The organism is Bradyrhizobium sp. RT6a, from assembly GCF_040547675.1.
In the GTDB taxonomy this organism is placed as follows: domain Bacteria; phylum Pseudomonadota; class Alphaproteobacteria; order Rhizobiales; family Xanthobacteraceae; genus Bradyrhizobium.
Map to the genome: position 1 here is coordinate 1,387,669 of NZ_JBEPQC010000001.1, position 24,781 is coordinate 1,412,449.

Genomic DNA, 24,781 nt, shown 5'->3' on the forward strand with positions numbered 1-24,781 from the left:
GGGCAACATGGATTGGGACGCCCGCCGAACAATCAAAAATCACGGCGCGGCAGAGTTGAGAGGGTCAAGAATGTCAGTCGGTCGAACTCTGTTTGCGGCGACGCTCGCCGGTATGCTTGCGTTGACGATGTCGCCGGCGTCGAGCCAGACGCTGCGCTATGCCAACCAGGGCGACCTGAAGTCGCTTGATCCCTACTCCCTGAACGAGTCCACCACCCACGCCCATCTCGGTCACGTCTATCAGGGCCTCACCGCGCGCGACAAGGATCTCAAGATCATTCCGGCGCTGGCGGAGAGCTGGGAAACCCCGGAGCCGACCCGGTGGCGCTTCCATTTGCGCAAGGGCGTAAAATTCCACAACGGCGACCCCTTCACCGCCGACGACGTGCTGTTCTCCGCCGATCGCGTTCGAAACAAAAACTCGAACATGCAGACCCGCTTGGCGCCCAACGTCAAGGTCGTCAAGGTCGACGACTACACGGTCGATTTCGTGCTGCCTTCGCCCAATCCCATCCTGCATTCGGCATGGGACGTCTGGTACATCATGGACAAGAAGTGGGCTGAAGAGAACAAGGCGGTCGAACCGACCCCGGTGTCCGCGACCTCGCCGAGCTACGCCTCACTGCACGAGAACGGTACCGGTCCCTTCATCATCGAGAGCCATCAGCCCGGCGTGAAGACCGTGTTCAAGGCCAACCCCAATTATTGGGGCAAGATGGAAGGCAACCTGAAGGAGATCATCTTCACCCCGATCGCCTCCGACGCCACCCGAGTCGCTGCGCTGCTTTCGGGCGAGGTCGATGTCATCGAGCCGGTGCCGATCCAGGACATTTCCCGCGTCGATGCGAGCCCGAATGCCCAGGTGCTGAAGGCGCCGGAGCTTCGCACCATCTTCATCGGATTCGACACGGTTCGCGACGAGTTGCTCTATTCCAACATCAAGGGCAAGAACCCGTTCAAGGACGTCAAGGTGCGGGAGGCGTTCTACAAGGCGATCGATATCGAGCTGATCAAGACGCGCGTGATGCGGGGACTGTCGACACCGTCGGCACTGATGATCGCGCCGGAGCTGTTCGCACTGTCCAAGGAGTTCACGCGTCCCAAATTCGATCCTGACGGCGCCAAGAAGCTCCTGACCGAGGCCGGCTACCCCGACGGCTTCGAGGTCACCATGGATTGCCCGAACGACCGCTACGTCAATGACGCCGCGATTTGCCAGGCTGTGGTCGGCATGCTTGCGCGCATCGGCGTCAAGATCAACCTCCTGGCACAACCCAAGGCGCAGTACTTCGCCAAGGTTCTGAAGCAGGGTGGCTACCAGACCTCTTTCTTTATGCTGGGCTGGACGCCGAGCACGATGGACTCCCACAATGTGCTGAACGACATCATGGGGTGCCGTGACGACGCGAAATCCTCGCGGGGCGAAGCCAATCTTGGCGGCTATTGCAACAAGGAATTCGACGCCATCACCGACAAGGTGCTGGTCGAAACCGACACCGCCAAACGCAATCAGCTGATCAAGCAGGCGTATGAGATCAGCATCAAGGACTGGGCCTATATTCCGCTGCACCAGCAGGCGCTGGCCTGGGGCGTATCGAAAAAGGTCAACCTGCCGCAGCGCGCCGACAATCTGGTCATGTTCCACTGGGCGACCAAGAAGGAATAGCGTCAGTCGAATACGAGGTCCCGGCAGCGTCAGGCTTCCGGGACCTTTCCTTTTCCGGCTGACAAAGACGTCGGCCAGACGCACACTCAAGGAAAGTGGAAGGCATGCTCGCTTTCACTCTTCGCCGGGCCGTTCAGGCCATCGGCGTCATGTTCGCCGTCGGCATCATCGCGTTCTCGATGTTCCGCTTCGCCGGCGACCCCATCAATCAGATCGTCTCGCTCGATACGCCGGCGGCCGAACGCGCAGCCGTGCGCAAGTCGCTGGGCCTCGATGATCCCGTGCCGGTGCAGTTCGTGCGCTATTTCGCCGATGCAGCGCAATTCAAGTTCGGCGTCTCCTATCAGTTCCGGCAGCCGGTCTCGACGCTGTTGATGGAGCGTATGCCTGCGACGCTGGAACTCGCGATCTGCGCGACCGTCTTTGCAATGGTGTCGGGCATCCTGATGGGCGTCTATTCGGCGCTCAGGCGCGACACCCTGCTCGCCAAATTATTCCAGGCGGTTTCGCTGATCGGCATCTCGCTGCCGACTTTCCTGATCGGCATCCTTCTGATCTATCTGTTCGCGGTGACGTTGGGCTGGTTGCCGTCGTTCGGCCGCGGCGAGGTCGTCAAGCTCGGCTGGTGGACCACGGGCCTGCTCACATTGTCGGGCCTGAAGGCGCTGATCATGCCCTCGATCACGCTCGGGCTGTTCCAGATGACGCTGATCATGCGGCTGGTGCGCGCGGAGATGCTGGAAGTGCTTCGGACCGATTATATCCGCTTTGCCCGCGCCCGCGGGCTGACGACCCGGGCCATTCATTTCGGGCACGCGCTGAAGAACACGCTGATTCCCGTGATCACGGTGGCGGGCCTGCAGTTTGGCTCGGTTATTGCATTTTCGATCATCACCGAAACTGTGTTCCAATGGCCCGGCATGGGACTTCTGTTCGTGCAGGCCGTGCAAAACGTCGATATCCCGATTATGGCCGCCTACCTGCTGATGGTCTCGCTGATTTTCGTCACCATCAATCTGGTGGTGGACATTCTCTACACCGTCGTCGATCCGCGCCTGCGCGCGACCGTCGGCCGCGCCACATAAGGCAGCCTGCATGTCCGAAGTGGTCGCCTCCAATCCCGACAAGCCGAGCACGCTGCCGACGCATGCCGCCCGTAGCTGGTTCAGCCGCGCACTCGACAGCGACATCTTCTATTCGTTTCGCCGATCCAAGCTGACCATGGTGGCGGCAGCCATTACCGTGCTGTTCTTCCTGCTCGCGATCTTTGCCTCCGCGCTCGCGGTCCAAGACCCGTTCGATCCGGCTCAGCTCCAACTGATGAATTCCCGGATTTCACCGCTCTGGACCGCCGAGGGGCAGAGCCCGTTCCTGCTCGGCACCGACGAGCAGGGCCGCGACGTGTTCTCCGCCATTCTCTACGGGTTGCGGATCTCGCTCGCGGTCGGTGTGGCCGGCGTGATCTTCGCCGGCGCGCTCGGCATCGCGCTTGGCCTGATCGCCGGCTATTTCGGCGGCGCGGTGGACGGCGTGATCATGCGGATCGCCGACGTGCAACTCACTTTCCCCGCCATCCTGATCGCGCTGCTGGTCAATGGCATCGCGAAATCCATCCTCGGCAACCGGCTGGATGCAACCAGCATGCTGGTCGTGCTGGTGATCTCGATCGGCCTGAGTTTCTGGGTGGGGTATGCGCGGACGGTACGCGGCTCCGTGATGGTCGAGAAGAACAAGGATTACGTCGCTGCCGCGCAACTGATCGGCCTTCCCGCGCCAAAGATCATGTTCCGCCATGTGCTGCCAAACACGATGGGCCCGATCCTGGTCATCGCCACGATCAACCTCGCGCTCGCCATCATCACCGAGGCGACGCTGTCCTTCCTCGGCGTCGGCCTGCCCGACACAATGCCCTCGCTCGGCACGTTGATCCGCATCGGCAACAACTACCTGTTCGCGGGCGAATGGTGGATCGTGGCCTTCCCTGGTATCGCGCTCGCCAGTTTGATCCTGTCGATCAACCTGCTCGGCGACTGGCTGCGCGACGCGCTCAACCCGAAGCTCCGATGAGCAGAACTTCGATGACCAAAATTTCGACGAGAGCGTCTCGCTCATGACCGACCCCATTCTCTCCGTGCGTAATCTTCATGTCGAATTCGCCTCCCGTCGCGGCACGTTGCGCGCTATCGACGGCGTCTCCTTCGACATCGCCAAGGGCGAGGTCCTCGGGGTGGTCGGCGAATCCGGCGCCGGCAAGTCGGTCACGGGACTGGCCGTGATCGGCCTGATCGATCCGCCCGGCCGCATCGCCGGCGGCGAGATTCGTCTTGCGGGCCTTCGCATCGACAATTTACCGCCGGAGGAGATGCGTCGTATCCGGGGAAAACGGATCGGCATGATCTTCCAGGATCCGCTCACCTCGCTCAATCCGCTCTATCGCGTCGGCGACCAGCTCATCGAGACGATCAGAACCCATCTGAACCTGTCCGAGACCGCCGCCCGTCGCCGCGCCATCGACCTGCTCGCCGAGGTCGGCATTCCCGCGCCCGAAAAGCGCATCGACGGCTATCCCCACGAATTCTCCGGCGGCATGCGCCAGCGCGTGGTGATTGCGCTCGCGATTTGCGCCGAGCCGGAGCTGATCATCGCGGACGAGCCCACCACTGCGCTCGACGTCTCCGTACAGGCGCAAATCATCTCGCTCATCAAGCGACTCGGACGCGACCACGGCACCGCCGTGATGCTGGTGACGCACGACATGGGCGTCATCGCGGAGGCATCCGACCGTGTGGCGGTGATGTATGCCGGCCGCGTCGCCGAGATCGGTCCGGTGCAGGACGTCGTCAGGAACCCGCTGCACCCTTATGCCAAGGGCCTGATGGGTGCGATCCCGACCCTTGCCGGCGACGACAAGCGTCTGGTGCAGATCCCCGGCTCCATGCCGCGCCTGTCGGCGATCCCGCGTGGCTGTTCGTTCAATCCGCGCTGCGCATTCGCCTTCGACCGATGCCGCGTGGAGAGACCGGAGCCGCTGCCGCGCGGCACGCAATCCGTCGCCTGCCACCTCTATGACAGCGTGCCGGCGGAGAGCGCGGCATGAGCACTTCCTTCGTCCAGGCCACAAATCTGCGGCGCGTCTTCGACGTCTCGAAACCCTGGCTCAACCGCGTCCTCGAGGGCGGCCATCTCGAATACCTCAAAGCTGTCGACGGCGTCACCTTCGACATCAGGAAGGGCGAGACTTTCGCGCTGGTCGGCGAGTCCGGCTCGGGCAAGACCACGGTGGCGCGGATGGTCGTTGGCCTGCTGCCGCCGAGCTCCGGCGACGTGCTGATCGACGGCGTCTCGATGACCGACCCACGGCAGGCACCGGCACGCCGAAAGCTCCGCCGCCGCATCCAGATGATCTTTCAGGATCCCTATGCGAGCCTGAACCCACGCTTCCGGGTCGACGCCATCATCTCCGAGCCGATCCGTGCTTTCGACCTGATCGAGGGCGAGCGCGACATCCAGGCGCGCGTCGGAGAGCTTCTCACCCTGGTCGGCCTGCATCCTGACGACAGGTTGAAATTTCCGCATGAATTCTCGGGCGGCCAGCGTCAGCGCATCGCGATCGCTCGCGCGCTCGCCTCCGACGCAGAGTTCATTGTCTGCGACGAGCCAACTTCCGCGCTCGACGTCTCCGTGCAGGCGCAGATCCTGAATCTGATGCGCGACCTCCAGGACAAGTTCGGCCTGACCTACATGTTCATCAGCCACAACCTTGCCGTGGTCCGCCACATGGCGAGCCGCGTCGGCGTGATGTATCTCGGCCGCATCGTCGAGATCGCGGAAGGACGCGAGCTGTTTGCCCGGCCGCGCATGCCCTACACCAAGATGCTGCTCGGCGCCGTGCCCGATCTCGCCATGAGCGGCCGCCAGCGCATTCCGGTCAAGGGCGAGATCCCGAACCCGATCAATCCGCCGCCCGGGTGCGCCTTCAATCCGCGCTGCCCGCTGGCATTCGATCTCTGCCGCAAGGAAGCACCTGAATTGATCGACGGCGTCGCCTGCCACGCAGTCAACACCGCGCCGGTACCGGCGTGACGCGCGCGTGCCATGCAGCCTGCGCATTTGGCGGCGGCCTGGCCCTGTGATCAATTGCGCGCGCCGCAAATGAGGTAGTCCATGGCCAGCATCGTCAATCCCGATCCCTTCACGACGCGCCCCGAGATCGAGGGCACCTTCGGGGTCGTCGCGACCACGCACTGGATCGCGACCGCTATCGGCATGGCTATCCTGGAAAAGGGCGGCAACGCCTTTGACGCCGGCGTCGCCACCGCTTTCACGCTCCAGGTGGTCGAGCCGCATCTGAACGGCCCCGGCGGCGACGTTCCGATCATCGTGCACGACGTGAAGCGCGGCCGCACCGAGGTGATCTGCGGCCAAGGTCCGGCACCGGCCCGCGCCACCATCGCGCATTACAAGAGCGAAGGCCTCGACATGGTGCCCGGCACCGGCCTGCTCGCAGCCTGCGTCCCCGGCACCTTCGAATCCTGGATGATGCTGCTGCGTGACTACGGCACAATGCGCGTGCGCGACGTGCTGGAGCCCGCGATCTCCTATGCGCGCGACGGCTATCCGCTGGTCGAACGCGCCTGCGCCACGATCCAGACCGTCGAGCAATTATTCCGCAAGCACTGGCCGACGTCAGCCGCCGTCTATCTCCCGAACGGCAAAGTGCCAACACCCGGCACGCTCTTCACCAACAAGACACTCGCGGCGACCTACGCACGAATCCTGAGCGAGGCCGAAAGCGGCGGCGGCGGTCGCGACGCCGAGATCGAGCGCGCACGCAAGGCCTGGTCGCAGGGCTTCGTTGCGGAAGCCATCGACAAATTCTGCCGGACGCAGGAGGTGATGGACGTCAGCGGCTCGCCACATCGCGGTGTGCTGTCGGCCGATGACATGGCGCGCTGGCAGCCGACGGTCGAGGCCCCGCTCACCTACGATTATGGCCGCTACACTGTCTGCAAGGCCGGGGTCTGGAGCCAGGGGCCGGTGACGCTGCAGCAGCTCGCGCTACTGAAGGGCTTTGCGCTCGATGGGCTCGACCCGACGGGCCCGGAATTCATCCATCTCCAGATCGAGTGCGCCAAGCTCGCCTTCGCCGACCGCGAAAAATTCTACGGCGACCCCAAGTTCAGCGAGATCCCGATCGCAACGCTGCTGTCAGATGCTTACAACGACGAACGTCGTAAGTTGGTTACCGAGAAAGCTTCGCTCGATCTCCGGCCTGGTGCGGTCGAGGGCTTCGGCGGCGTCATCAAGTTGCGCCGCGCCGAAGGCCAACGCGAGGCCGTCGGCGCGCTCGGCGCCGGCGAACCAACCGTGGGGCGCTTCGGCGAGGTGCGCGGCGACACCGTGCATTTCGACATCATCGACAAGGCCGGCAACATGGTGTCGTCGACGCCGTCGGGAGGCTGGCTGCAATCCTCACCTGTCATTCCCGAGCTGGGTTTCTGCCTCGGCAGCCGCGCACAAATGTTCGATTTGGAGGAGAATCAACCGAGCTCGCTCGCGCCGGGCAAGCGGCCGCGCACCACGCTGTCCCCAACCATGGCATTGCGCGACGGCGAGCCTTATCTCGCCTGGGGCTCGCCCGGCGGCGACCAGCAGGATCAATGGATCACGCAGTTTTTCCTGCGGCACGTCCATTGCAACCTCAATCTCCAGGAGGCGATTGACGCCCCGGCCTGGCACTCCGAGCATTTCCCGATCTCGTTCTGGCCCCGCACCGCGCGCCCCGGCGTGCTCGTGGTTGAGAACCGTGTGCCGAAAGCGACGATCGACAATCTTCGCGAACGCGGACATATCGTCGAGGTCGGACCGGACTGGTCGGAAGGCCGCCTCACCGCGGCCTCGCGCGTCGGTCCGCGCCGCCGCGCCGCCGCCAATCCACGCGGCATGCAGGGCTACGCCGCAGGACGCTAAAGGCAGCACATGACCTGGTCGATCATCGCGCGCGATTCCGCTACCGGCCAGTTCGGCGTCGCCGTTGCCACGCGCTTCTTTGCCGTCGGCGCGCGTGTCCCCTATATCGCAGCGGGCCTTGGCGCCATCGCGACGCAGGCCTTCGTCAACCCCTATTACGGCATCGACGGCCTCAAGCTGCTGCGTGAAGGTCTCAACGCGCACGACGTGCTGTCCGCCCTGCTCGCGACCGACGATGGCCGCGAGAGCCGCCAGATCCACATCATGGACGCCAGCGGCGCGATTGCCGCGCATACCGGGCGCGACTGCGTCGATTGGCGCGGGCACATTGCGGGCAGCGGCTTCTCGATCGCCGGCAACATGCTCGCGGGCGCCGATGTGCTCGACGAGACCGCAAAAACCTATATCGCCAATGACAGCCTGCCCTTCCCACGCCGCCTGCTCGCCGCGATGCGCGGGGGCGAAGCCGCCGGCGGCGACAAGCGCGGCAAGCAGTCCGCCGCGCTCCTGATCCACGGCGAGGAGGAATGGCCGGCGCTGGACATCCGCGCCGACGATCATCCCGATCCGCTGGGCGAGCTCGAGCGGCTGGAACGCGTCAGCCAAGAGCTCTGGGTCCACTTCCGCGCCTCCATGCCGACGCGGCAGAACCCGGCCGGCAACACCGATCGCAGCGTCATCGACGCCAGCATCGTAGCAGCGCGCGCAAAACGATCATGAACCCGAGCCCCCTCATCGAGATCAGGGATCTGCGCATTCGTTTTCACGGCGACGACGGCCGCATCACCCACGCGGTCGACGGCGTCGATCTCAGCGTCGCCAATGGCGCAACGCTCGGCCTCGTCGGCGAATCCGGTTGCGGCAAGAGCGTGACGTCGCTGGCGATCATGGGCCTGCTGCCGAAACAGAGCGCGGAAATCTCCGGCGCGATCCGCTTCGACGGTTTCGACCTGCTCAAGACGTCGGACCAGACGCTGCGCGACCTTCGCGGCAACCGGCTCGCGATGATCTTTCAGGAGCCGATGACCTCGCTCAATCCGAGCTTCACGATCGGCGATCAGATCGTCGAGACGATTCTGCGCCACCGCGGCGGTTCGCGCAGGAGTGCGCGCGAGCGGGCGATCGATCTGCTGCGTCGCGTCCACATCCCCTCGCCCGAGCGGCGGATCGACGAATATCCGCACAAGCTCTCCGGCGGCATGCGCCAGCGCGTCATGATCGCGATGGCGCTCGCCTGCGACCCGCGGCTGCTGATCGCGGACGAGCCGACCACCGCGCTCGATGTCACCCTTCAGGCCCAGATCCTGGAGCTGATGCGCGAGTTGAAGGCGGCGAGCGGCGCGGCCATCATCCTGATCACCCACGATCTCGGTGTCGTCGCCGAAGTCTGCGACGAGGTCGCGGTGATGTATGCTGGCGAGATCGTCGAGCGCGCGGCGGTGGACGAGCTGTTCTCGGCGCCGCAGCATCCCTATACCGTCGGCCTGCTCGGCTCGATCCCGCGGCTCGACCATCGCGCCGAACAGCTTGCCACGATCGAGGGCATGGTCCCGAACATGGCGCAGCCGCCCGCGGGCTGTCGCTTTGCCGCACGCTGCCCTTTCGTGCTGGACGCCTGCACCAAGGCGCCGCCGCCGCTGGTCGAAGTCAGTCCCGGCCACCTCTCGCGCTGCATCCGCGCGCCGCTCGAACGTCTGGTGTCGTGATGGCGCTCCTCGATGTCCATGGCCTGGTCAAGCATTTCGTCGCCGAGCGTTCGCTGTTCGGCCGGGCGCTGGCGCATGTCAAAGCCGTTGATGGCGTTTCCTTTTCGCTCGATGCCGGCAAGACGCTGGCGCTGGTCGGCGAATCCGGTTGCGGCAAATCCACCGTCAGCCGCCTGGTGCTGCGGCTGATCGAGCCGGATGCAGGCACGATCCGTTTCGAAGGCCGCGATCTCCTCTCCTTCGACGCCGGCGCGCTGCGCGCCTTTCGCCGCGAGGCCCAGATCATCTTTCAGGACCCCTACGCCTCGCTCAATCCGCGCATGACCGTCGGCCAGATCCTGACCGAGCCGCTGGCGTTGCACAATCTGGTGCCGCCCGCCCGGCGGCGCGAACGCGTCGAGGAGATCCTGCGGCTGGTCGGGCTGGAGCCGCGGCTGGCGCGGCGTTACCCGCACGAGTTCTCCGGCGGCCAGCGCCAGCGCATCGCCATCGCCCGCGCGCTCGCGGTCGAGCCGAAACTGATCATCTGCGATGAGCCGGTCTCGGCGCTCGACGTGTCGATCCGCTCGCAAATCCTCAATCTGCTGCGCGAGCTCCAGGACCGGCTCGGGCTGGCCTACATTTTCGTCTCGCACGACCTCGCCGTGGTCAAGCACATCGCCGACCACGTCGCGGTGATGAATCTCGGCCAGATCGTCGAAACGGCGGCCGCGGACGCACTGTTCGCCGCGCCCCGCCATCCCTATAGCCGGGCGCTGTTGTCGGCGATCCCCGTGCCTAAACCGCGGGCAAAGCGCAGCCGGATTGTGCTGCAGGGAGAGATTCCCAGCGCGCTCAATCCGCCGCCGGGATGCCGCTTCCACACCCGCTGCCCCTACGTCGTCGACCGTTGCCGCAGCGAAATGCCTCAGCTCGTGCGGGATGGCATCGGACATGCAACGGCATGCCACCGAACGTCGGAACTGCCGTCGTCCGAGGCAATCGTCCCGACGGACGGCGGCTTCTCCCCGGTTCTCGAAAAATTGGTCGCCGCCTTCAGCGGCGGCCCGGAAGCAGTCCGCGCCAGCGGGGTTAGTTCATTGGGAACGAACCCGGCATAGCCGTAAAACAGAGGTTGAGAGCGATGAGTCCTATGCGTTTGGCACTCCTGGCGTCGGCATTGCTGACGTCGCTCATAGGCGCGGCCCAAGCCCAGGCCCAAGCCCAGACGACGCTTCGCATCGGCATCGCCGAGGATCCTGACATCCTCGATCCCAGCATCGGCCGCACCTATGTCGGCCGCATCGTGTTCTCCGCCTTCTGCGACAAGCTGTTCGACATCGACGAGAAGCTCAACATCGTGCCGCAGCTCGCGCTGTCTCATGAGACCTCGGCCGACGGCAAGGAGATGACGGTCAAGCTGCGGCCCAACGTGAAATTCCACGATGGCGAGCCGCTCGACGCGGAAGCGGCAAAATTCTCGATCGAGCGTCACATGACGCTGCCGGGTTCGTTCCGTAAGTCCGAGCTCGCGAGCGTCGACCATGTCGAGGTCGTCGATGCCCTGACCATCAAGCTGGTGCTCAAGACGCCTTATTCGCCGCTGATCGCCCAGCTGACCGACCGCTCCGGCATGATGGTGTCGCCGAAGGCGGCCAAGGAGGCCGGCGACAAGTTCGGCCTGCATCCGGTCTGCGCCGGTCCCTACAAATTCGTCGAGCGCGTGCAGCAGGACCGCATGGTGTTCGAGAGATTCGCCGACTACTGGAACAAGGACAACATCCATATCGACCGCGTCGTGTTCCTGCCGATCGTGGACGCCACGGTGCGCCTCGCCAACCTGAAGTCCGGTGGGCTCGATCTGATCGAGCGCGTGCTCGCCACCGACATCAAGGATGTGCGCGCGGATTCGCGGCTCGTGCTGTCGACGGCACCGGAGCTCGGCTATCTCGGCCTCACGGTCAATATTGGCAACGACAAGAGCAAGGGGCCGCTGAGCCAATCGGCGAAGGTCCGCCAGGCGCTCGATCTGTCGATCGATCGCGAGGCCCTCAACCAGGTCGTCTTCAACGGCGAGTTCACCCCGGGCAATCAATGGGTCAGCCCCACCCATCCCTATTACCAGAAAGCGTTTCCGGTTCGTGGCCGCGACATCGCGAAGGCCAAGGCGCTTCTGAAGGAAGCCGGCGTCACTTCGCCAGTGACAGTCGACTACATGATTCCCAAAGGCGCGGAGAATGAAGCCGTTGCCCAAGTCGTCCAGTCGATGGCCGCGGAAGCGGGCTTCGACATCAAGATCCGCGCGGTCGAATTCGCGACCACCTTCAAGCAGGCCCAGGCCGGCGAGTTCCAGATCTTCCAGATCAACTGGAGCGGTCGCATCGATCCGGACGGCAACTCCTACATCTTCATGCGCAGCAAGGCACCGCAGAACGATGGCGTCTATTCGAATCCGGAGACCGATAAGCTGCTGGAAGAAGGAAGGCTGACCGCCAATGTCGCGGAGCGCAAAGCGATCTACGAAAAGATGGCCAAGATCCTGCTCGACGATTTGCCGATCATCTACATCTACCACCGCACGCTTCTGATTGCGCACACGACCAAGCTCCAGGGTTATAGACAGATGCCCGACGGGCTGGTGCGCGTGGTCGGGCTGAAGTTCAAGTGAGCACGGCGTCGCCTGACATGCGGCCGGCGCCATGCTGAATTTCCTCGCCCGCCGCATTGCGCAGATCGTGCCGACACTTTTCTTCGTGTCGGTGCTGATCTTCTCGCTGCAGCAATTATTGCCGGGCGATCCGGCGCTGGTGATGGCCGGCGAGGAGCGCGATCCCGCCGTGATCGAGCAGATCCGCCAGCAATACCGGCTCGATCAGCCGATCCCCGTGCAGTACGTCTACTGGCTCAAGGGAGTCCTGACCGGCAATTTCGGAGAGTCGCTGCGCAACAAGATGCCGGTGCGCGAGCTGATCGCTCAGAAGCTGCCGGTGACGCTCCAGCTCGGCTCGATGGCAATGTTGATCGCGCTCCTGATCGGCATTCCCGCCGGCATCGTCTCCGCCGTGAAAAAGGGCACCGTCTGGGACTATGGCGCCAATTTGTTCGCGCTGTGGGGCATCTCGACGCCGAATTTCTGGCTCGGCATCATGCTCATCTTCCTGTTCTCGATCGAACTCGGCTGGCTGCCGGCGTCCGGTTACGTACCGCTGACCGAGAACTGGCGTGCGAGCCTCGCTGCCACCATCATGCCGGCCTTCGTGCTCGGCAACGCGATTTCCGCGGTCCTGATGCGGCACACCCGGAGCGCCATGCTCCAGGTGCTGGAAAGCGACTACGTCCGCACCGCGCGCGCCAAGGGATTGTCCGAACGCTCGGTCATCCTCAAGCACGCCATGCGCAACGCACTCACGCCGATCATCACGCTCGGCGCGCTCGAGCTCGGCACGCTGTTGTCGGGGGCGGTTCTGACCGAGCAGATCTTCTCCATTCCCGGCTTCGGCAAACTGATCGTGGATGCCGTGTTCAACCGCGACTACGCGGTGGTACAGGGCGTCGTGCTGGTGACGGCGACGGTCTACATCGCGCTGAACTTGGTTGCCGATGTCGCCTACATCCTCGTCAATCCGCGGCTGCGGGGCTAGACTCATGACCGATGCCGCTCTGCCCGCCGCTCCCATCGCGCAAGCCGACGAGCTGGACAGCCCGGCGCGGCGCGCCCGGCGGCGCCTGTTCAAACGCAAGGCCGCAGTGTTCGGACTTGTCATGATCACGTTGTTCGTCGGCCTCGCGCTGCTCGCGCCGCTCGTCGTGCCCTACGATCCCATCGCGACGAGCTGGAGCCTGGTTCGCAAGCCGCCCACTGCGGCGCACTGGTTCGGCACCGACGAGCTCGGTCGCGACATTCTGAGCCGCGTCGTCTACGGCGCCCGCGCGTCGCTGCTCGCGGGCCTCATCTCGGTCGCGATCGCGCTGGGCGTTGGCGTTCCGCTCGGCCTGCTCGCCGGCTATCGCGGCGGCTTCGTCGACGCACTGATCAGCCGGATGACCGACGCGATGCTGGCCTGCCCATTCCTGATCCTGGCGATCGCGCTCGCCGCATTCCTCGGTCCGAGCCTCGGCAACGCCATGATCGCGATCGGCATCTCGGCAACCCCGATCTTCATCCGCCTGACCCGCGGCCAGGTGTTGAACGTTAAGGCCGAGGACTATGTCGAGGCGGCGCGCGCGCTCGGCAATCCGCCGTGGCGGATCGCGTTCTCGCACATCCTGCCGAACATCCTGCCGGCGTTGCTGGTGCAGGCGACGCTGTCGATTGCGGCCGCCATCATCGCCGAAGCCGCGCTGTCCTTCCTCGGCCTTGGCCAGCAGCCGCCGGCGCCATCCTGGGGCAGCATGCTCAACGCAGCGCAGCGCTTCCTGACCCAGGCGCCCTGGATGGCGCTCTGGCCGGGCCTTGCGATCTTTCTCGTGGTGCTGTCGCTGAACCTGCTCGGCGACGGCCTGCGCGACGCGCTCGATCCACGCCAGCGCTAGATCACGAACTCGCGCATCACGCGGCGGCAATCCATCTCGTATTCGAGATCGACGACCGGCGGTCGGGCATAGTGCCAGGTCAGGCCGGACCGCAGCGCCCCGCGGCGGACCAGCTCGTCGACCAGTGCGTGGTGGAAGTCGTGCACGGAATACGCCTGCACGCCGGTCGTGTCCTTCCAGCCGAAGCCGAAGGCCGTCATCCTGTTTTCCATCTGCGATGTCGTCGTATAGCGCACCTTCTCGCGAAGGCCTTCCGGGCTGAGGTCGCGGTAGCGCACGGTGCGCTCGACATAGGTCCCACTGCCCTCGCGCGCCTCGGCGCCGCCGGCGATCACGAAGCTCGGCGTCTTCGAGCTTGTCGGCCGCGTGAATGAGAAGGCATAGAATGACGGCTCGGCCGGTGGATCGATCTCGGGACAGACATTACTGCGCGCCACCGGATTGGTGGTACCGTCGAAGATGCCCCATTCGGACAGCGTCTTCACATAGTGCAGGTTGAACGCGCGAAAGCCTTCCTCGCTGAAGGCTGCGGGCGAGCGCAGCTCGCAGGCGCAGAACGCCGTCAGCGGCCGCCCCGCCTCCTGAATATACTTCGCGGCAAGCGCAAACCCTTCCGCGAGCGGCACCAGCCGGTCGAAGCGGACGCGCTCGATCTCATAGCCGTCATCCGCGGCCGCACCGGCCGAATACTGGAATACGGACGGAATGAAGCGGTAATTGCCGGCGGAGAATTCACCAATCATGTCGGACTCCTATTTCAGTTGCATGCGAATGCCCTTGGCGCCGTTAAGCAGGCGCTTCAGGTGAAAGCCGGCCAGCGTATCGTCGGCATGCATGCCGACCAGCGCGGCGAAGGCCGGCATGGCCGCGGCATCACCGGCCTCCATCTTGGCAAAAGCCTCGGAATACAGCGCCGTTTCCGGGGCAGCGAATTGGGCCGGCGTCAGCGGCTCGAACGCGCGCAACGGTTCGCTGCGTCCACGCAGCATCAGCTCCCCGACGGGACGACCTCGAAAATTCTCAGCCGCCTCGGCGACGCCGGCACTGACGCAAATCCGGGTGCCCAGATGCTTGTTCGCGGCTTCCAGTCGCGCCGCGATGTTGATGGAGTCGCCATACGCGGTGTAGTCGAAAAACCGGTTGCCGCCGAAATTTCCGACCAGTGCCGGCCCGGCGTGAATGCCGATGCGGGTGGTGCCGAAATTCACGCCTCTCGCTTTCCAGCGCGCGGAAAAATCCTCCGCCCAGGCGTCGAGATCGTGTGCACAGGCGACCGCGCGCGTCGCATAGTCCGGCTGATCTCCGGGCGCGTTGAAGAGCACCTGGATTGCATCGCCGATGATCTTGGCAACCGTCCCTTCATGCGCGAAGACGATCTCTGTCATCCCGCCGACATACTCGTTGAGAAGCGCGCCCAGCGTCTCCGGCGGCGCACTCTCGACCAGCGAGGTGAAGCCGGTAATATCAGTGAAAATGGTCGCGATATCGCGCCACTGTACTTCGATCCCCCTACCTTCGCTCCCTGCCGCGAGACGCTTGGCGAGCTCGGGCGAGAAATGACGCGAGAGCGCCGCATGGGCGCGCTCTGCTGCCGCCTGGCGGCCTCGCACCTCACGCAGCATTTCGATGTGGCGGATGGTCTTCTGGATCGTCAACTCGAGGTCCGCGAAGTCGATCGGTTTGGTCAGGAAGTCGAACGCACCGCGGTTCATCGCAGTGCGGATATTGCTCATGTCGCCATAGGCCGACACGATGATGGTGGACTTCTTGTCTTCGGCTTCCTGGAGCTTCGCCAGCAGCGACAACCCGTCCATCCTGGGCATGTTGATGTCGGAAACTACCATGTCGACATGCGGGTTCTGCTCGAGCGATTGCAGCGCTTCGAGGCCGTCGCGCGCGAACATGATGGTCACCGACCCATCGCGAATCTGCCTGCGGAATTTTTGCAGGACCAACGCCTCGAGATCCGGCTCGTCGTCGACGAAGAGGATGGTCGCGGTCATGCGGCTTGCCCGAGCCTCGTGTCGATTTCCTGCCGCAGCAGCGCGAAATCGATCGGCTTGGTGAGAAGTCCAGCGGCGCCGCGCTCGATCGCCTTCCGGCGCGTCTCGGCGTCGCCATAGGCGGTGATCATGATGACGGGAACGTCAGGATGCGCATCACGCACCTTCGGCAGCATGTCGAGCCCGCTCATGCCGGGCATGTTGATGTCGGACAAAACCAGGATCAACGAGGGATCGTGAACCTCCGCGGCGAGCTTCAGCGCATCGGGCGCGGACGGCGCGAATTCCATCTGGAAGCGGCCGGCGCGCAAATCGCGCCGAAACTGCTGCCGAAACAGCGCCTCGACGTCGGGCTCGTCATCGACGACCAGGATGTAAACGTTCAAGTCTTGCCTCCGGAAGTGTCGCCCGCCGCCATCATGCGCGGCAGGGTGATGATGAATTCGGTGAACACACCGGGCTCGGTGTTCACGTCGATCGTGCCGCCGTGCTGATTCACCACGATGTCATGGCTCATGGAAAGGCCGAGCCCGGTGCCCTCGCCGGCCGGCTTGGTGGTGAAGAAGGGATTGAACATCTTCTCCCTCACCTCCGACGGGATCCCGGTGCCGTTGTCGCGAATACGGATCTCGAGCTTGTCGCCGAGAGTTTTGGTTGCCGCGCGCAACGTGGGCTCGAAGGCGTCTGCGGCGCTCTCCTTGCGCTTGACGGTGGCGTAGAAGCCGTTCGAGATCAGATTGAGGAAGACGCGCGTGATTTCCTGCGGATAAACATCGACCATGCCCGCCGCGGGGTCGAAGCCGCGCTCGATGGTGACGTTGAAGCCGGGCCTTTCGACACGTGCGCCGTGATACGCGAGATTAAGGCTCTCCTCCAGGATCGCGTTGATATCGCTGGGGCGATGCTCGCCGGAGCCCTCGCGCGAATGCAGCAGCATGTTCCTGACGATGGAATCGGCGCGTTTGCCGTGCTGCACCACCTTTTCGAGGTTGCTCTTGAGGATGCCGGTCAGCTCCTCGACCTCCTCTTTTGTCTCGCCGTCGAGCGAGGCCGCTTGCAGGGCCTCGTTGAGCTCATCGATCAGCTCCGTCGACACCGCCGAGAAATTGTTGACGAAATTGAGCGGGTTCTTGATCTCGTGCGCGATCCCCGCCGTGAGCTGGCCGAGGGACGCGAGCTTCTCGGTCTGGATCAGGCGGTCCTGCGCAGTGCGAAGATCGTCGAGGGATTGCCGGAGTTCTGCGGTCCGCTGCTCCACCTTGTTCTCGAGGTCTGCATACGATTCCTGCAGGCGCTCGCCCATGTGGTTGAACTGGTCTGCGAGACCCTCGAGCTCGTCACCGGTTCTGATCGAGATGCGCTGGGAGAAATCGCCGCTGCCGATGCGCTCGGCGCCGCTCCGCAGCGCCTGGATCGGCCCGACCATGCGGCGCGCGAGGAATATCCCGGCGAGCACCGCGAAGATCGACGCCGCGAGCAGCACGAATGCGAGCCGTTCCAACGCGGCATAGAGCGCCGCATAGGCCTCCTCGACCGGGAGCTCGACGAACATGGTCCAGTGCAGCGGCGCGATCGGGGCCGATGCGGTCAGCACCTTCTGTCCCTGGAGATTGCGCGCTTCGGAAAGCGCGTCGAGCGTGGCGCTGCCTCCGGCAAGCGCGGCGCGCACCTGGGTGAGACCAGACATGTCGGTGTTGCGCAGGACCAGGCTGATATCGGGGTGCGCGATCAGGCGTCCTTCCGGGCCGACCACGTAGGCGTGTCCGTGCTCGCCGACCTTGATCTGGGACACAACGTCCCAGATCAGCTTGAGATTGACCTCCGCGATACTGACGCCGGCATCCTTGCGCGACCCGGCCTGGGCCAGGGTCATGTACGGCTCGGACTCCCTGCGAAAATAGACCGGACCGTAAAAGACCTTGTGCGCGACCGCCTCGGTGAACTTCGGATCGTCCGACAGATCGATGCCGCTGTCGATCGCGTCCATGGCGAGCCGCGAGACCCGCAGCCGCTCCCTGCCGGTCGCATCGACCTGGGCGAGCTCGGTGACCGCGGGGACTTGGCGCAGCAGCCGCAGCGCATCGAACCGGCGCTGCTCGATCGAGCCCGCCGACCACGGCAGCTGCGTGGTCCAGCCGAGCTGGCTCTCGATCTCCTTGACGAACTGACCGATCTTGGCCGCGGCCGCCTCCGCCTGTTCATGCTGAACCCGGATCAGAGCGGACTTGTGCTCGCGATAATAGAAGAAGACCTCGAACAGCCCGTTCGCCAGCAGCGCGATCGCGACGACAGCCACGAACAGCGCGACATATTTGGTGAAGAGCCGGCTCTTGATCCCCTGCCCTGGCGTCGTGCCGGACGCGACGGCAACCGGCGCCGCGCTTGGCAGCGTCCTGGCTTGCGGGGTGTCGGGGTGGAGGGAAAGGCTCATCCCGCCGAACCTAGCAAGAAGACCGGACCTTGTCTCTCGCGAGCGGGAAAGGCTAGCCGACGCGCCGGAGGCAATAGAAAAGGGCGGCAGCGGATTGGCCGCTGCCGCCCTCGGGTTCCTCGATTTGCGGCCTCAGGTCGGCCGGAGCGCCTTGGAGCCGAGGTCCAGATCGTTGACCTGCTTGTTCCGCTCGGAATCGGCCGCCGCGCGATGGTCGGTCGCCAGCACCACATAGACCGCCGGCAGCACGAACAGCGTGAACAACGTGCCGATCGACATTCCGGCGACAACCACCAGACCGATCGAGAAGCGGCTGGCCGCGCCTGCGCCGGTCGCGGTCAGGAGCGGGATCAGGCCCGTCACCATCGCTGCCGTGGTCATCAGGATCGGTCTCAGACGAATGCGAGCCGACATTTCGATGGCGGAGCGGCGATCGAGCCGCTCGTTGATCTGGAGCTCGTTGGCGAACTCCACCATCAGGATGCCGTGCTTGGTGATCAGGCCCACCAAGGTCAGCAGACCGACCTGAGTGTAGATGTTCATGGTCGCCACGCCGAAGAATAGCGGGATCAGCGCGCCAACGATCGCCATTGGCACCGAGATCATGATCACCAGCGGATCGCGCAAGCTCTCGAACTGCGCCGCCAGCACCAGGAAGATGATGATCAACGCGAAGCCGAAGGTGATCGCGAGCTGGTTGCCTTCCTGCACATATTGCCTGCTGTCAGCCAGATAATCATGGCTGAAACCTTGCGGCAGGTTTTTGGCCTCGCTCTCGAGGAAGTCGACCGCCGCACCCACGGTCACGCCGGGCATCGGCACCGCCGAGAAGGTCGCCGAATTGAGCTGATTGTAATGTGTCAGCGAATTCGGCTCGGTCTTGGTCTCGATCGACACCACCGTCGAGAGCGGAAGCTGCTGGCCGGTGTTGGTGGTCACATAGTAGCCGGCAAGAGATTCCGGCGAGAGCCGCTGGCCGCGCGGCACCTGCGGGATGACCTGATAGGATCGGCCTTCGAGGTTGAAGCGGTTGATGTAGTTGCCGCCGAGCAGCACCGCCAGCGAGCTGCCGAGGTTCTGCATGCTGATGCCGAGATCCTGCGCCTTGGTGCGGTTGATCGTCACCTTCACGTTGGGCTGGTTGTAGGCGAGATCGCTGTCGGAAACGATGAACATTCCGCTCTTGCGGGCCGCAGCCTTCAGCTTCTCCATCTGCTCATAGACAGTCTGGAAACTGGCGGTGGAGTTGATCACCATCTGCACCGGGAGGCCGCCTGGGCCGCCTGGCAGCGGCGGCAGGTTGAATGCGAACGCCTGCACGCCCTCGATCTTGGAAAGCTCGGCCTGCACCAGCGACTTCAGCTGGATCGACGAACGCTTGCGCTCCTCCCACGGCTTCAGCAGCATGCCGGCGATACCGCCCTGCGGGCCGTTGATGCCGTTCAGCACGAAGCGCAGATCGGTCTCGGGGAATTTCTGGAATTCCTTGTCGAGCTTCTCGCCGTAAAAGTCGACGTAGTCGATGTTGGCGTATTTCGGCGCCTTGGTCACCGCGAACACGATGCCCTGGTCTTCCTCAGGCGCCAGCTCCTTCGACGTGTGCATGTAGAGGAAGCCGACGAGCCCGAGGATGGTCACCGCAAACAGGCCGGTGATGGCCTTGTAGTCGAGCGAGCGGTCGAGCCTGCGCCCGTACCAACGCGTCAGTGCGCCAAACACCTTGTTGACGAGCTTGGCGAAGCGACCCTCTTCTGTGTTCTTCAGCAGCACCGAGCACATCATCGGCGACAGCGTCAGCGCGATCACGCCGGACACGATCACCGAGCCCGCAAGCGTGAAGGCGAATTCGCGGAACAGCGAGCCGGTCAGGCCGCCGAGGAAACCGATCGGCGCGTACACGGCCGCGAGCGTGATGGTCATCGAGACGACGGGACCCACGATTTCGCGCGCGCCTTCCAGCGACGCCTGGACCGGCGTTTTCCCTTCCTCCAGATGACGATGGATGTTTTCCACCACGACGATGGCGTCGTCGACCACGAGGCCGATCGCGAGCACCATCGCGAGCAGGGTCAAGAGGTTGAAGCTGAAGCCCAGCGCCAGCATCAGCGTGCAGACGCCGATCATCGACAGCGGGATGGTGACGACGGGAATGATGACCGAACGGAACGACGCCAGGAACAGGAAGATCACCACGATCACGATGATCACGGCTTCACCCAGCGTCTTCTCGACCTCGTCGATCGAGGATTGGATGAACTTGGTCGAATCGTAGGCGACCTTCATCTTCATCGACGGCGGCAGATTGCGCTCCAACTCGGGGAATAGCGCCCGCACGCCCTTGACCAGCGTCAGCGGGTTGCCCTGCGGCGTTGCCTGCACACCGATAAAGATCGCGTGCTCGCCGTTGAAGGCGACGCTCGCGTCCGTGCTCTGGGCCGCAAGCTCGACGGTGGCGATGTCCTCCATCCGCACGAAGCCGCCGTCCTTGGCCTTGACGATCATCTTCTTGAACTGGTTGACGTCGGTCAGGCCGGTATTCGTCGAGACGTTCGAGACGATGAGATAGCCCTTGGTCTGTCCCGCCGCGGACTGGAAGTTGTTGGCGGTGATCGCGGTCGCAACATCCGCAGGCGACACGTTGCGGCCCGCCATCTTCAGGGGATCAAGCCACAACCGCATCGCAAAGGTCTGGCCGCCGAGAATGTCGGCGGAAGCCACGCCATCGACGGTCGACAGCACCGGTTGCACAACGCGCGTCAGATAGTCTGAGATCGCCGAGCCCGACAGCTCTTCGGACGAGAATCCGAGATACATCACGGCCGTGGTCTGGCCCGTGGTCTTGGTGACGATAGGGTCGTTGGATTCCTTCGGGATCAAATATTTGACCGAGTTCGTCTTGGCCAGAACCTCGGTCAGCGCCTGGTTCGGATCGAAATTCAGCTTGATGTAGACCTGGATCGTCGAAGTGCCGAGCACCGAGGACGAGGTGATGTAATCGACGCCTTCGGCGGAAGCGACCGCCTGCTCGATCGGGGTGGTGATGAAGCCCTGGATCAGGTCCGCGGACGCGCCCGGATAGACGGTCGTGATGTTGATGACCGTGTTCGACAGCTTCGGATATTGCCGAATCGGCAGCGTCGTCGCCGCGCGCAGGCCGATCAGCAGGATCAGCAGGCTGACGACGACCGACAGGACCGGGCGTTTGATGAAAATATCAGTAAAGCGCATCGCGGCGATCTCGATTTCTTTGACTTGCAAAGCGCATGACCCGGCCGTGCCGGATCATGCTGCAACGTGTACGATGTCAGTAGCGCGGCGGCTGCGCCGGGATCTGCGGAGCCGGGTCGGTCGAAATCGACACCGCCGCGCCCGATTGCAGCTTGAGCTGGCCGACGGCGACGACCTTGTCGCCGGGCTTCACGCCCTTGACGATTTCGACGCGGCCTTCGACCCGGTTGCCGGTCTGCACGAAAGTGCGCACCGCGCTCAGGCTGGTCTTGCCGTCAGCTTCCTTCTTCTCGGTGATCACGAACACCGAGTCGCCGTACAGCGTGTAGTCGACCGCCGTCTCCGGCACGGTGACCACGGCCGGCTTGTCCGGCAGCACCACCGTGGTGGTCACGAACATGCCGGGCTTCAGGATCTTCTCCGGATTGGAGATGGTCGCCTGCACGCGGATGTTGCGGGTGTCGGCCGAGATCTGCGGCTCGATCGTGGTGATCTTGGCGTCGAAGGTGCGGCCGGGATAGGCGTCGACCTTCAGCCGGACCGGCTGACCGACCTTGAGATTGCCCGAGTCCTTTTCCGTCACCGTGAAGTTGGCCCACAGCTCCGACAGATCCGTCAGCGAAACGATGGCCGTGCCGGCGGTCAGATACTGGCCGACCTCGACCTTGCGGACGCCGAGATCGCCGGAGAACGGTGCACGGACCAGCTTCTGCGAGATCAACGCTTCGGTCTTGGCGATACCCGCCAGCGCCTGATCGTACGCGGCCTGCGCGGTGTCGACGGTTGCCTGCGGGCCGAACTGGCGCGACGCCAGTTGCTTGGCGCGGTCGAGCGACAGCTGTGCGACGGTGGACTGCGCCTTGTAATTGGCAAGGTCGCCCTGCTCCGGTGCGTCGAACATCTGCACCAGCGGCGTGCCGGCCTCGACATGCGTGCCCGGCTCGAACTTGATCTCGGTGACACGGCCGTTGACGTCGGCGCTGACGTCGACCTGGTGCACGGCGGACAGCCCGCCGACGGCGGTCAGCAGATTCGGCACCACCTCGGACTTCGCCTCGGCGGCGCTGACCGCGACCGGCGGCGGCTTGTTGTTGGCGAAGAACTGCTTGATCATCTGGCCGCGGAAAAAATTGAACCAGACGAGGCCGCCGACGAGCACGGCCAGAAGCGTGCCGACGATGATGAACCAGAGCACCGGCCGGACCGGACGCTTGGGAGCCTTGTTGTCGATCGGTTCGCCCGAAATCTTGTGTTCGGTGACGATGTTCATGTCATGCACTCTCTGCAATCGCCGCCTTGTCCGCACACGCGGCCTGATCGCGGCCCAAATGCGCAGCAATTGCGGCGTCGTTAAGTCCGATACCCCTCAGGAGAAACTCACAGAGCTGCCGCTCGAGGTCGTTCGCCATGCCGTAAGCGAGACACGGCGTGGCCGGCAGCCTGGTCAGCGCAGCCGTCATCACAGTGTGATGCGCAAACCAGAACAGGTTGAGCGGTTCGCCGTTGTATGGCCGCGCGTCCCTCGCGGCAACCGCACGCTTGAGCGAGGCGACGAAGGCCGCCCCGATCAGCGTCTCGATCTTGGCATATAACAACCGAGCGAATTCGCCATCATCCAAATGACTCGTGGCCATCAATCGCAGGCGCTGGGCCTCTTTCTGGTCGGGCCCGTCGGCGATGTGCATGAAATGCCCGACCATGCCGCGGATCACTTCGACCAACGTCGCGGTCGACGGCTCGCGTTCGAGCAGCTCCATGAGCGCCGGGTCCGCCTCGCATTCGTCGCTGAGAATTTCGGCGTAAAGCGCGGCCTTGGACGGGAAATGCTTGAACAGCAGCGCCTCGGAAATGGCAGCGGCGGCCGCCACGCTCTTGGTCGTGGTGCCGGTATAGCCGTGTCGGGCAAAGCAACGCTTTGCGGCGCCGAGGATCAATTGACGCCTCAGGTCGCTCGTCATACGCAATGAGCTCATGCTAGTGAGTAAGCACTCACCCACGCAAAAGTCAAGCACTATGCTGCATCGCAACCTGAGTGCGTTGTAATTTCAGTGGAAATTCGCCGCGCCCACACGGCCTCCGTGCAGGACGGAGGCGCCGGAAGGATCGCCTAAATCGGCTGGAAGCCGAGGTCGCCGCGGATCCGGTTGAGAATGTAAGTCCCATCCCGGCTCGGCAAAATCCGCTCCAGATTGGCGCTGTCGATCTTCACATTGGCAAAGCGCGGCCCGGCGGAGACGTCGTGGACGGCTTTGGCGAAGGCCTCGACCTCGGCCATGGTCGTGACAGACCGGCTATCCCCGATGCCGCAGGCCCGGGCGACGCCGACCAGGTCGGCGGCGACGGAGGTGTGGCTGGTCTGACCGCCGGTCTCGCCATAGGCCTCGTTGTCGAGCACCGCGATCGAGAGATTGGACGGCTTTTGCAGGCCGATGGTGGCAAGGCTGCCCAGGCCCATCAGCATCTCACCGTCGCCGGTGATGACCAGCACCGGCAATTTCGGCTGCGCCAGGGCAAGCCCGAGGCCGATCATCGCCGCCCGCCCATGCCGCCCCAGAGGTAGAAATTGCGCGCATGGTCGCCGGCCGCGCACATGTCGTTGGTGGAGGCGCCGAGGCCGCCGATCGCAACCAAATCCTTGCGGTCCGCAAGCAGCGTGGACACCACCTGACGGCGGTCGAGGAGATTGGCCTTGCTCATTTGGTGAAAACCTTGGCGCCGATCAGGCGCTGCGACAGCAGGACGGCGGTGGGCGTGAGCGCGTTATAGGCCTGCGCGGCCGCCGCCTCGAGCACGGCCGGCACCTCGGCAGCGGTCGAAGCGCGCAGCACCTTGACTCCCGAGAGTTCGAATACGCCCTGCGTGGTCGATCCCATCGGCACCTGCCACGGATTGAACTCGCCCCACTCGCCACGCATGGTCACCAGCGTGAGGAAGGGAAAGCGCAGGATCGGGATCAGCGACAGCATGTTGATGCAATTGCCGACCCCGCTCGACTGCATCAACAGCACGCCGCGCTGTCCGCCGGCCCAGGCGCCCGCCAGCAGCGCCACGCCCTCCTCCTCCGTCGTCAGCGAAATGCCACGCATCGTCGACGAGGCCAGTACGCGCTGGATCAGTCTCGAATGGCCGGCGTCGGGCACGTAGGGCACCTGGCGGACGTCGAAGCGTTGCAAGGTCGCGAAAATATCGTCGGGCCAATGAGTGCTGGACTCGGCGGCCGTGTCGTCAGCGCCAGCGTGCATTTTCCTGTCCGGTCGGCTTGCAA

20 protein-coding genes and 1 pseudogene are annotated in these 24,781 nt (G+C 64.1%); 12 read left to right on the forward strand and 9 right to left on the reverse strand.

The genetic code is table 11. From position 1 onward, the window contains the following. Nucleotides 1-70 precede the first annotated feature (70 nt). From ABIC03_RS06620 to ABIC03_RS06675, 12 genes are all read left to right on the forward strand, one after another. Nucleotides 71-1,666 carry an ABC transporter substrate-binding protein gene (locus ABIC03_RS06620; RefSeq protein WP_275170496.1) on the forward strand — a complete coding sequence of 532 codons (1,596 nt, stop codon included), beginning with the start codon at nt 71-73 and terminating at the stop codon, nt 1,664-1,666. Between the two features lie 104 nt (nt 1,667-1,770). Beyond that, complete coding sequence (locus ABIC03_RS06625; RefSeq protein WP_007607877.1) at nt 1,771-2,751, forward strand: ABC transporter permease; 981 nt, start codon at nt 1,771-1,773, stop codon at nt 2,749-2,751. A 10-nt stretch (nt 2,752-2,761) separates the two neighbouring features. Beyond that, nucleotides 2,762-3,733, forward strand: coding sequence for an ABC transporter permease (locus tag ABIC03_RS06630; protein WP_275170495.1), 972 nt, complete (start codon nt 2,762-2,764; stop codon nt 3,731-3,733). 43 nt (nt 3,734-3,776) lie between these two features. Then, nucleotides 3,777-4,763, forward strand: coding sequence for an ABC transporter ATP-binding protein (locus tag ABIC03_RS06635; RefSeq protein ID WP_354056515.1), 987 nt, complete (start codon nt 3,777-3,779; stop codon nt 4,761-4,763). Further along, nucleotides 4,760-5,749, forward strand: a complete 990-nt coding sequence (locus ABIC03_RS06640; RefSeq protein WP_354056517.1) for an ABC transporter ATP-binding protein — start codon at nt 4,760-4,762, stop codon at nt 5,747-5,749. The genes ABIC03_RS06635 and ABIC03_RS06640 overlap by 4 nt, the downstream gene beginning before the upstream one ends. Before the next feature lie 81 nt (nt 5,750-5,830). Further along, a complete protein-coding gene (locus tag ABIC03_RS06645; protein ID WP_354056519.1) occupies nt 5,831-7,636 on the forward strand; it encodes a gamma-glutamyltransferase family protein in 1,806 nt (601 codons plus the stop codon). A 9-nt stretch (nt 7,637-7,645) separates the two neighbouring features. Continuing rightward, nucleotides 7,646-8,356 (forward strand): DUF1028 domain-containing protein, encoded by a 711-nt coding sequence (locus ABIC03_RS06650; protein ID WP_354056521.1) that lies wholly within the window; start codon nt 7,646-7,648, stop codon nt 8,354-8,356. Then, nucleotides 8,353-9,342: an ABC transporter ATP-binding protein gene (locus ABIC03_RS06655; protein ID WP_354056523.1), complete on the forward strand. Its 990-nt coding sequence runs from the start codon at nt 8,353-8,355 to the stop codon at nt 9,340-9,342. The genes ABIC03_RS06650 and ABIC03_RS06655 overlap by 4 nt, the downstream gene beginning before the upstream one ends. Next, nucleotides 9,342-10,442 (forward strand): ABC transporter ATP-binding protein, encoded by a 1,101-nt coding sequence (locus tag ABIC03_RS06660; RefSeq protein ID WP_354056525.1) that lies wholly within the window; start codon nt 9,342-9,344, stop codon nt 10,440-10,442. Before ABIC03_RS06655 ends, ABIC03_RS06660 begins: the two co-directional genes overlap by 1 nt. 23 nt (nt 10,443-10,465) lie before the next feature. Beyond that, nucleotides 10,466-11,989 carry an ABC transporter substrate-binding protein gene (locus ABIC03_RS06665; RefSeq protein ID WP_354056527.1) on the forward strand — a complete coding sequence of 508 codons (1,524 nt, stop codon included), beginning with the start codon at nt 10,466-10,468 and terminating at the stop codon, nt 11,987-11,989. A gap of 31 nt (nt 11,990-12,020) precedes the next feature. Continuing rightward, the gene (locus ABIC03_RS06670; protein WP_275170487.1) at nt 12,021-12,962 is read left to right on the forward strand and encodes an ABC transporter permease; all 942 of its coding nucleotides are present in this window, start codon (nt 12,021-12,023) and stop codon (nt 12,960-12,962) included. Between the two features lie 4 nt (nt 12,963-12,966). Next, a complete protein-coding gene (locus tag ABIC03_RS06675) occupies nt 12,967-13,854 on the forward strand; it encodes an ABC transporter permease (protein ID WP_354056530.1) in 888 nt (295 codons plus the stop codon). On the opposite strand, the gene cnbZ is transcribed toward ABIC03_RS06675, so the two are convergent. From cnbZ to ABIC03_RS06720, 9 genes and pseudogenes are all read right to left on the reverse strand, one after another. Beyond that, nucleotides 13,851-14,597, reverse strand: coding sequence for a 2-amino-5-chloromuconate deaminase CnbZ (gene cnbZ / locus ABIC03_RS06680; RefSeq protein WP_354056532.1), 747 nt, complete (start codon nt 14,595-14,597; stop codon nt 13,851-13,853). The genes ABIC03_RS06675 and cnbZ overlap by 4 nt on opposite strands. Nucleotides 14,598-14,606: 9 nt before the next feature. Next, nucleotides 14,607-15,857: an adenylate/guanylate cyclase domain-containing protein gene (locus ABIC03_RS06685; protein WP_354056534.1), complete on the reverse strand. Its 1,251-nt coding sequence runs from the start codon at nt 15,855-15,857 to the stop codon at nt 14,607-14,609. Beyond that, the gene (locus ABIC03_RS06690; protein ID WP_354056536.1) at nt 15,854-16,243 is read right to left on the reverse strand and encodes a response regulator; all 390 of its coding nucleotides are present in this window, start codon (nt 16,241-16,243) and stop codon (nt 15,854-15,856) included. Before ABIC03_RS06690 ends, ABIC03_RS06685 begins: the two co-directional genes overlap by 4 nt. Next, nucleotides 16,240-18,288, reverse strand: a complete 2,049-nt coding sequence (locus ABIC03_RS06695; protein ID WP_354056538.1) for a sensor histidine kinase — start codon at nt 18,286-18,288, stop codon at nt 16,240-16,242. Before ABIC03_RS06695 ends, ABIC03_RS06690 begins: the two co-directional genes overlap by 4 nt. A gap of 132 nt (nt 18,289-18,420) precedes the next feature. Beyond that, nucleotides 18,421-21,516, reverse strand: a complete 3,096-nt coding sequence (locus ABIC03_RS06700; protein ID WP_275170691.1) for a MexW/MexI family multidrug efflux RND transporter permease subunit — start codon at nt 21,514-21,516, stop codon at nt 18,421-18,423. 76 nt (nt 21,517-21,592) lie between these two features. Then, nucleotides 21,593-22,786: an efflux RND transporter periplasmic adaptor subunit gene (locus ABIC03_RS06705; protein WP_275170481.1), complete on the reverse strand. Its 1,194-nt coding sequence runs from the start codon at nt 22,784-22,786 to the stop codon at nt 21,593-21,595. Between the two features lies 1 nt (nt 22,787). Continuing rightward, nucleotides 22,788-23,489 carry a TetR/AcrR family transcriptional regulator gene (locus ABIC03_RS06710; RefSeq protein ID WP_354056540.1) on the reverse strand — a complete coding sequence of 234 codons (702 nt, stop codon included), beginning with the start codon at nt 23,487-23,489 and terminating at the stop codon, nt 22,788-22,790. Nucleotides 23,490-23,623: 134 nt separating this feature from the next. Further along, a pseudogene (locus ABIC03_RS06715) lies at nt 23,624-24,213 on the reverse strand (thiamine pyrophosphate-dependent enzyme). Continuing rightward, the gene (locus ABIC03_RS06720; protein ID WP_354056542.1) at nt 24,210-24,758 is read right to left on the reverse strand and encodes a phosphonopyruvate decarboxylase; all 549 of its coding nucleotides are present in this window, start codon (nt 24,756-24,758) and stop codon (nt 24,210-24,212) included. Before ABIC03_RS06720 ends, ABIC03_RS06715 begins: the two are co-directional and overlap by 4 nt. Nucleotides 24,759-24,781 lie beyond the last annotated feature (23 nt).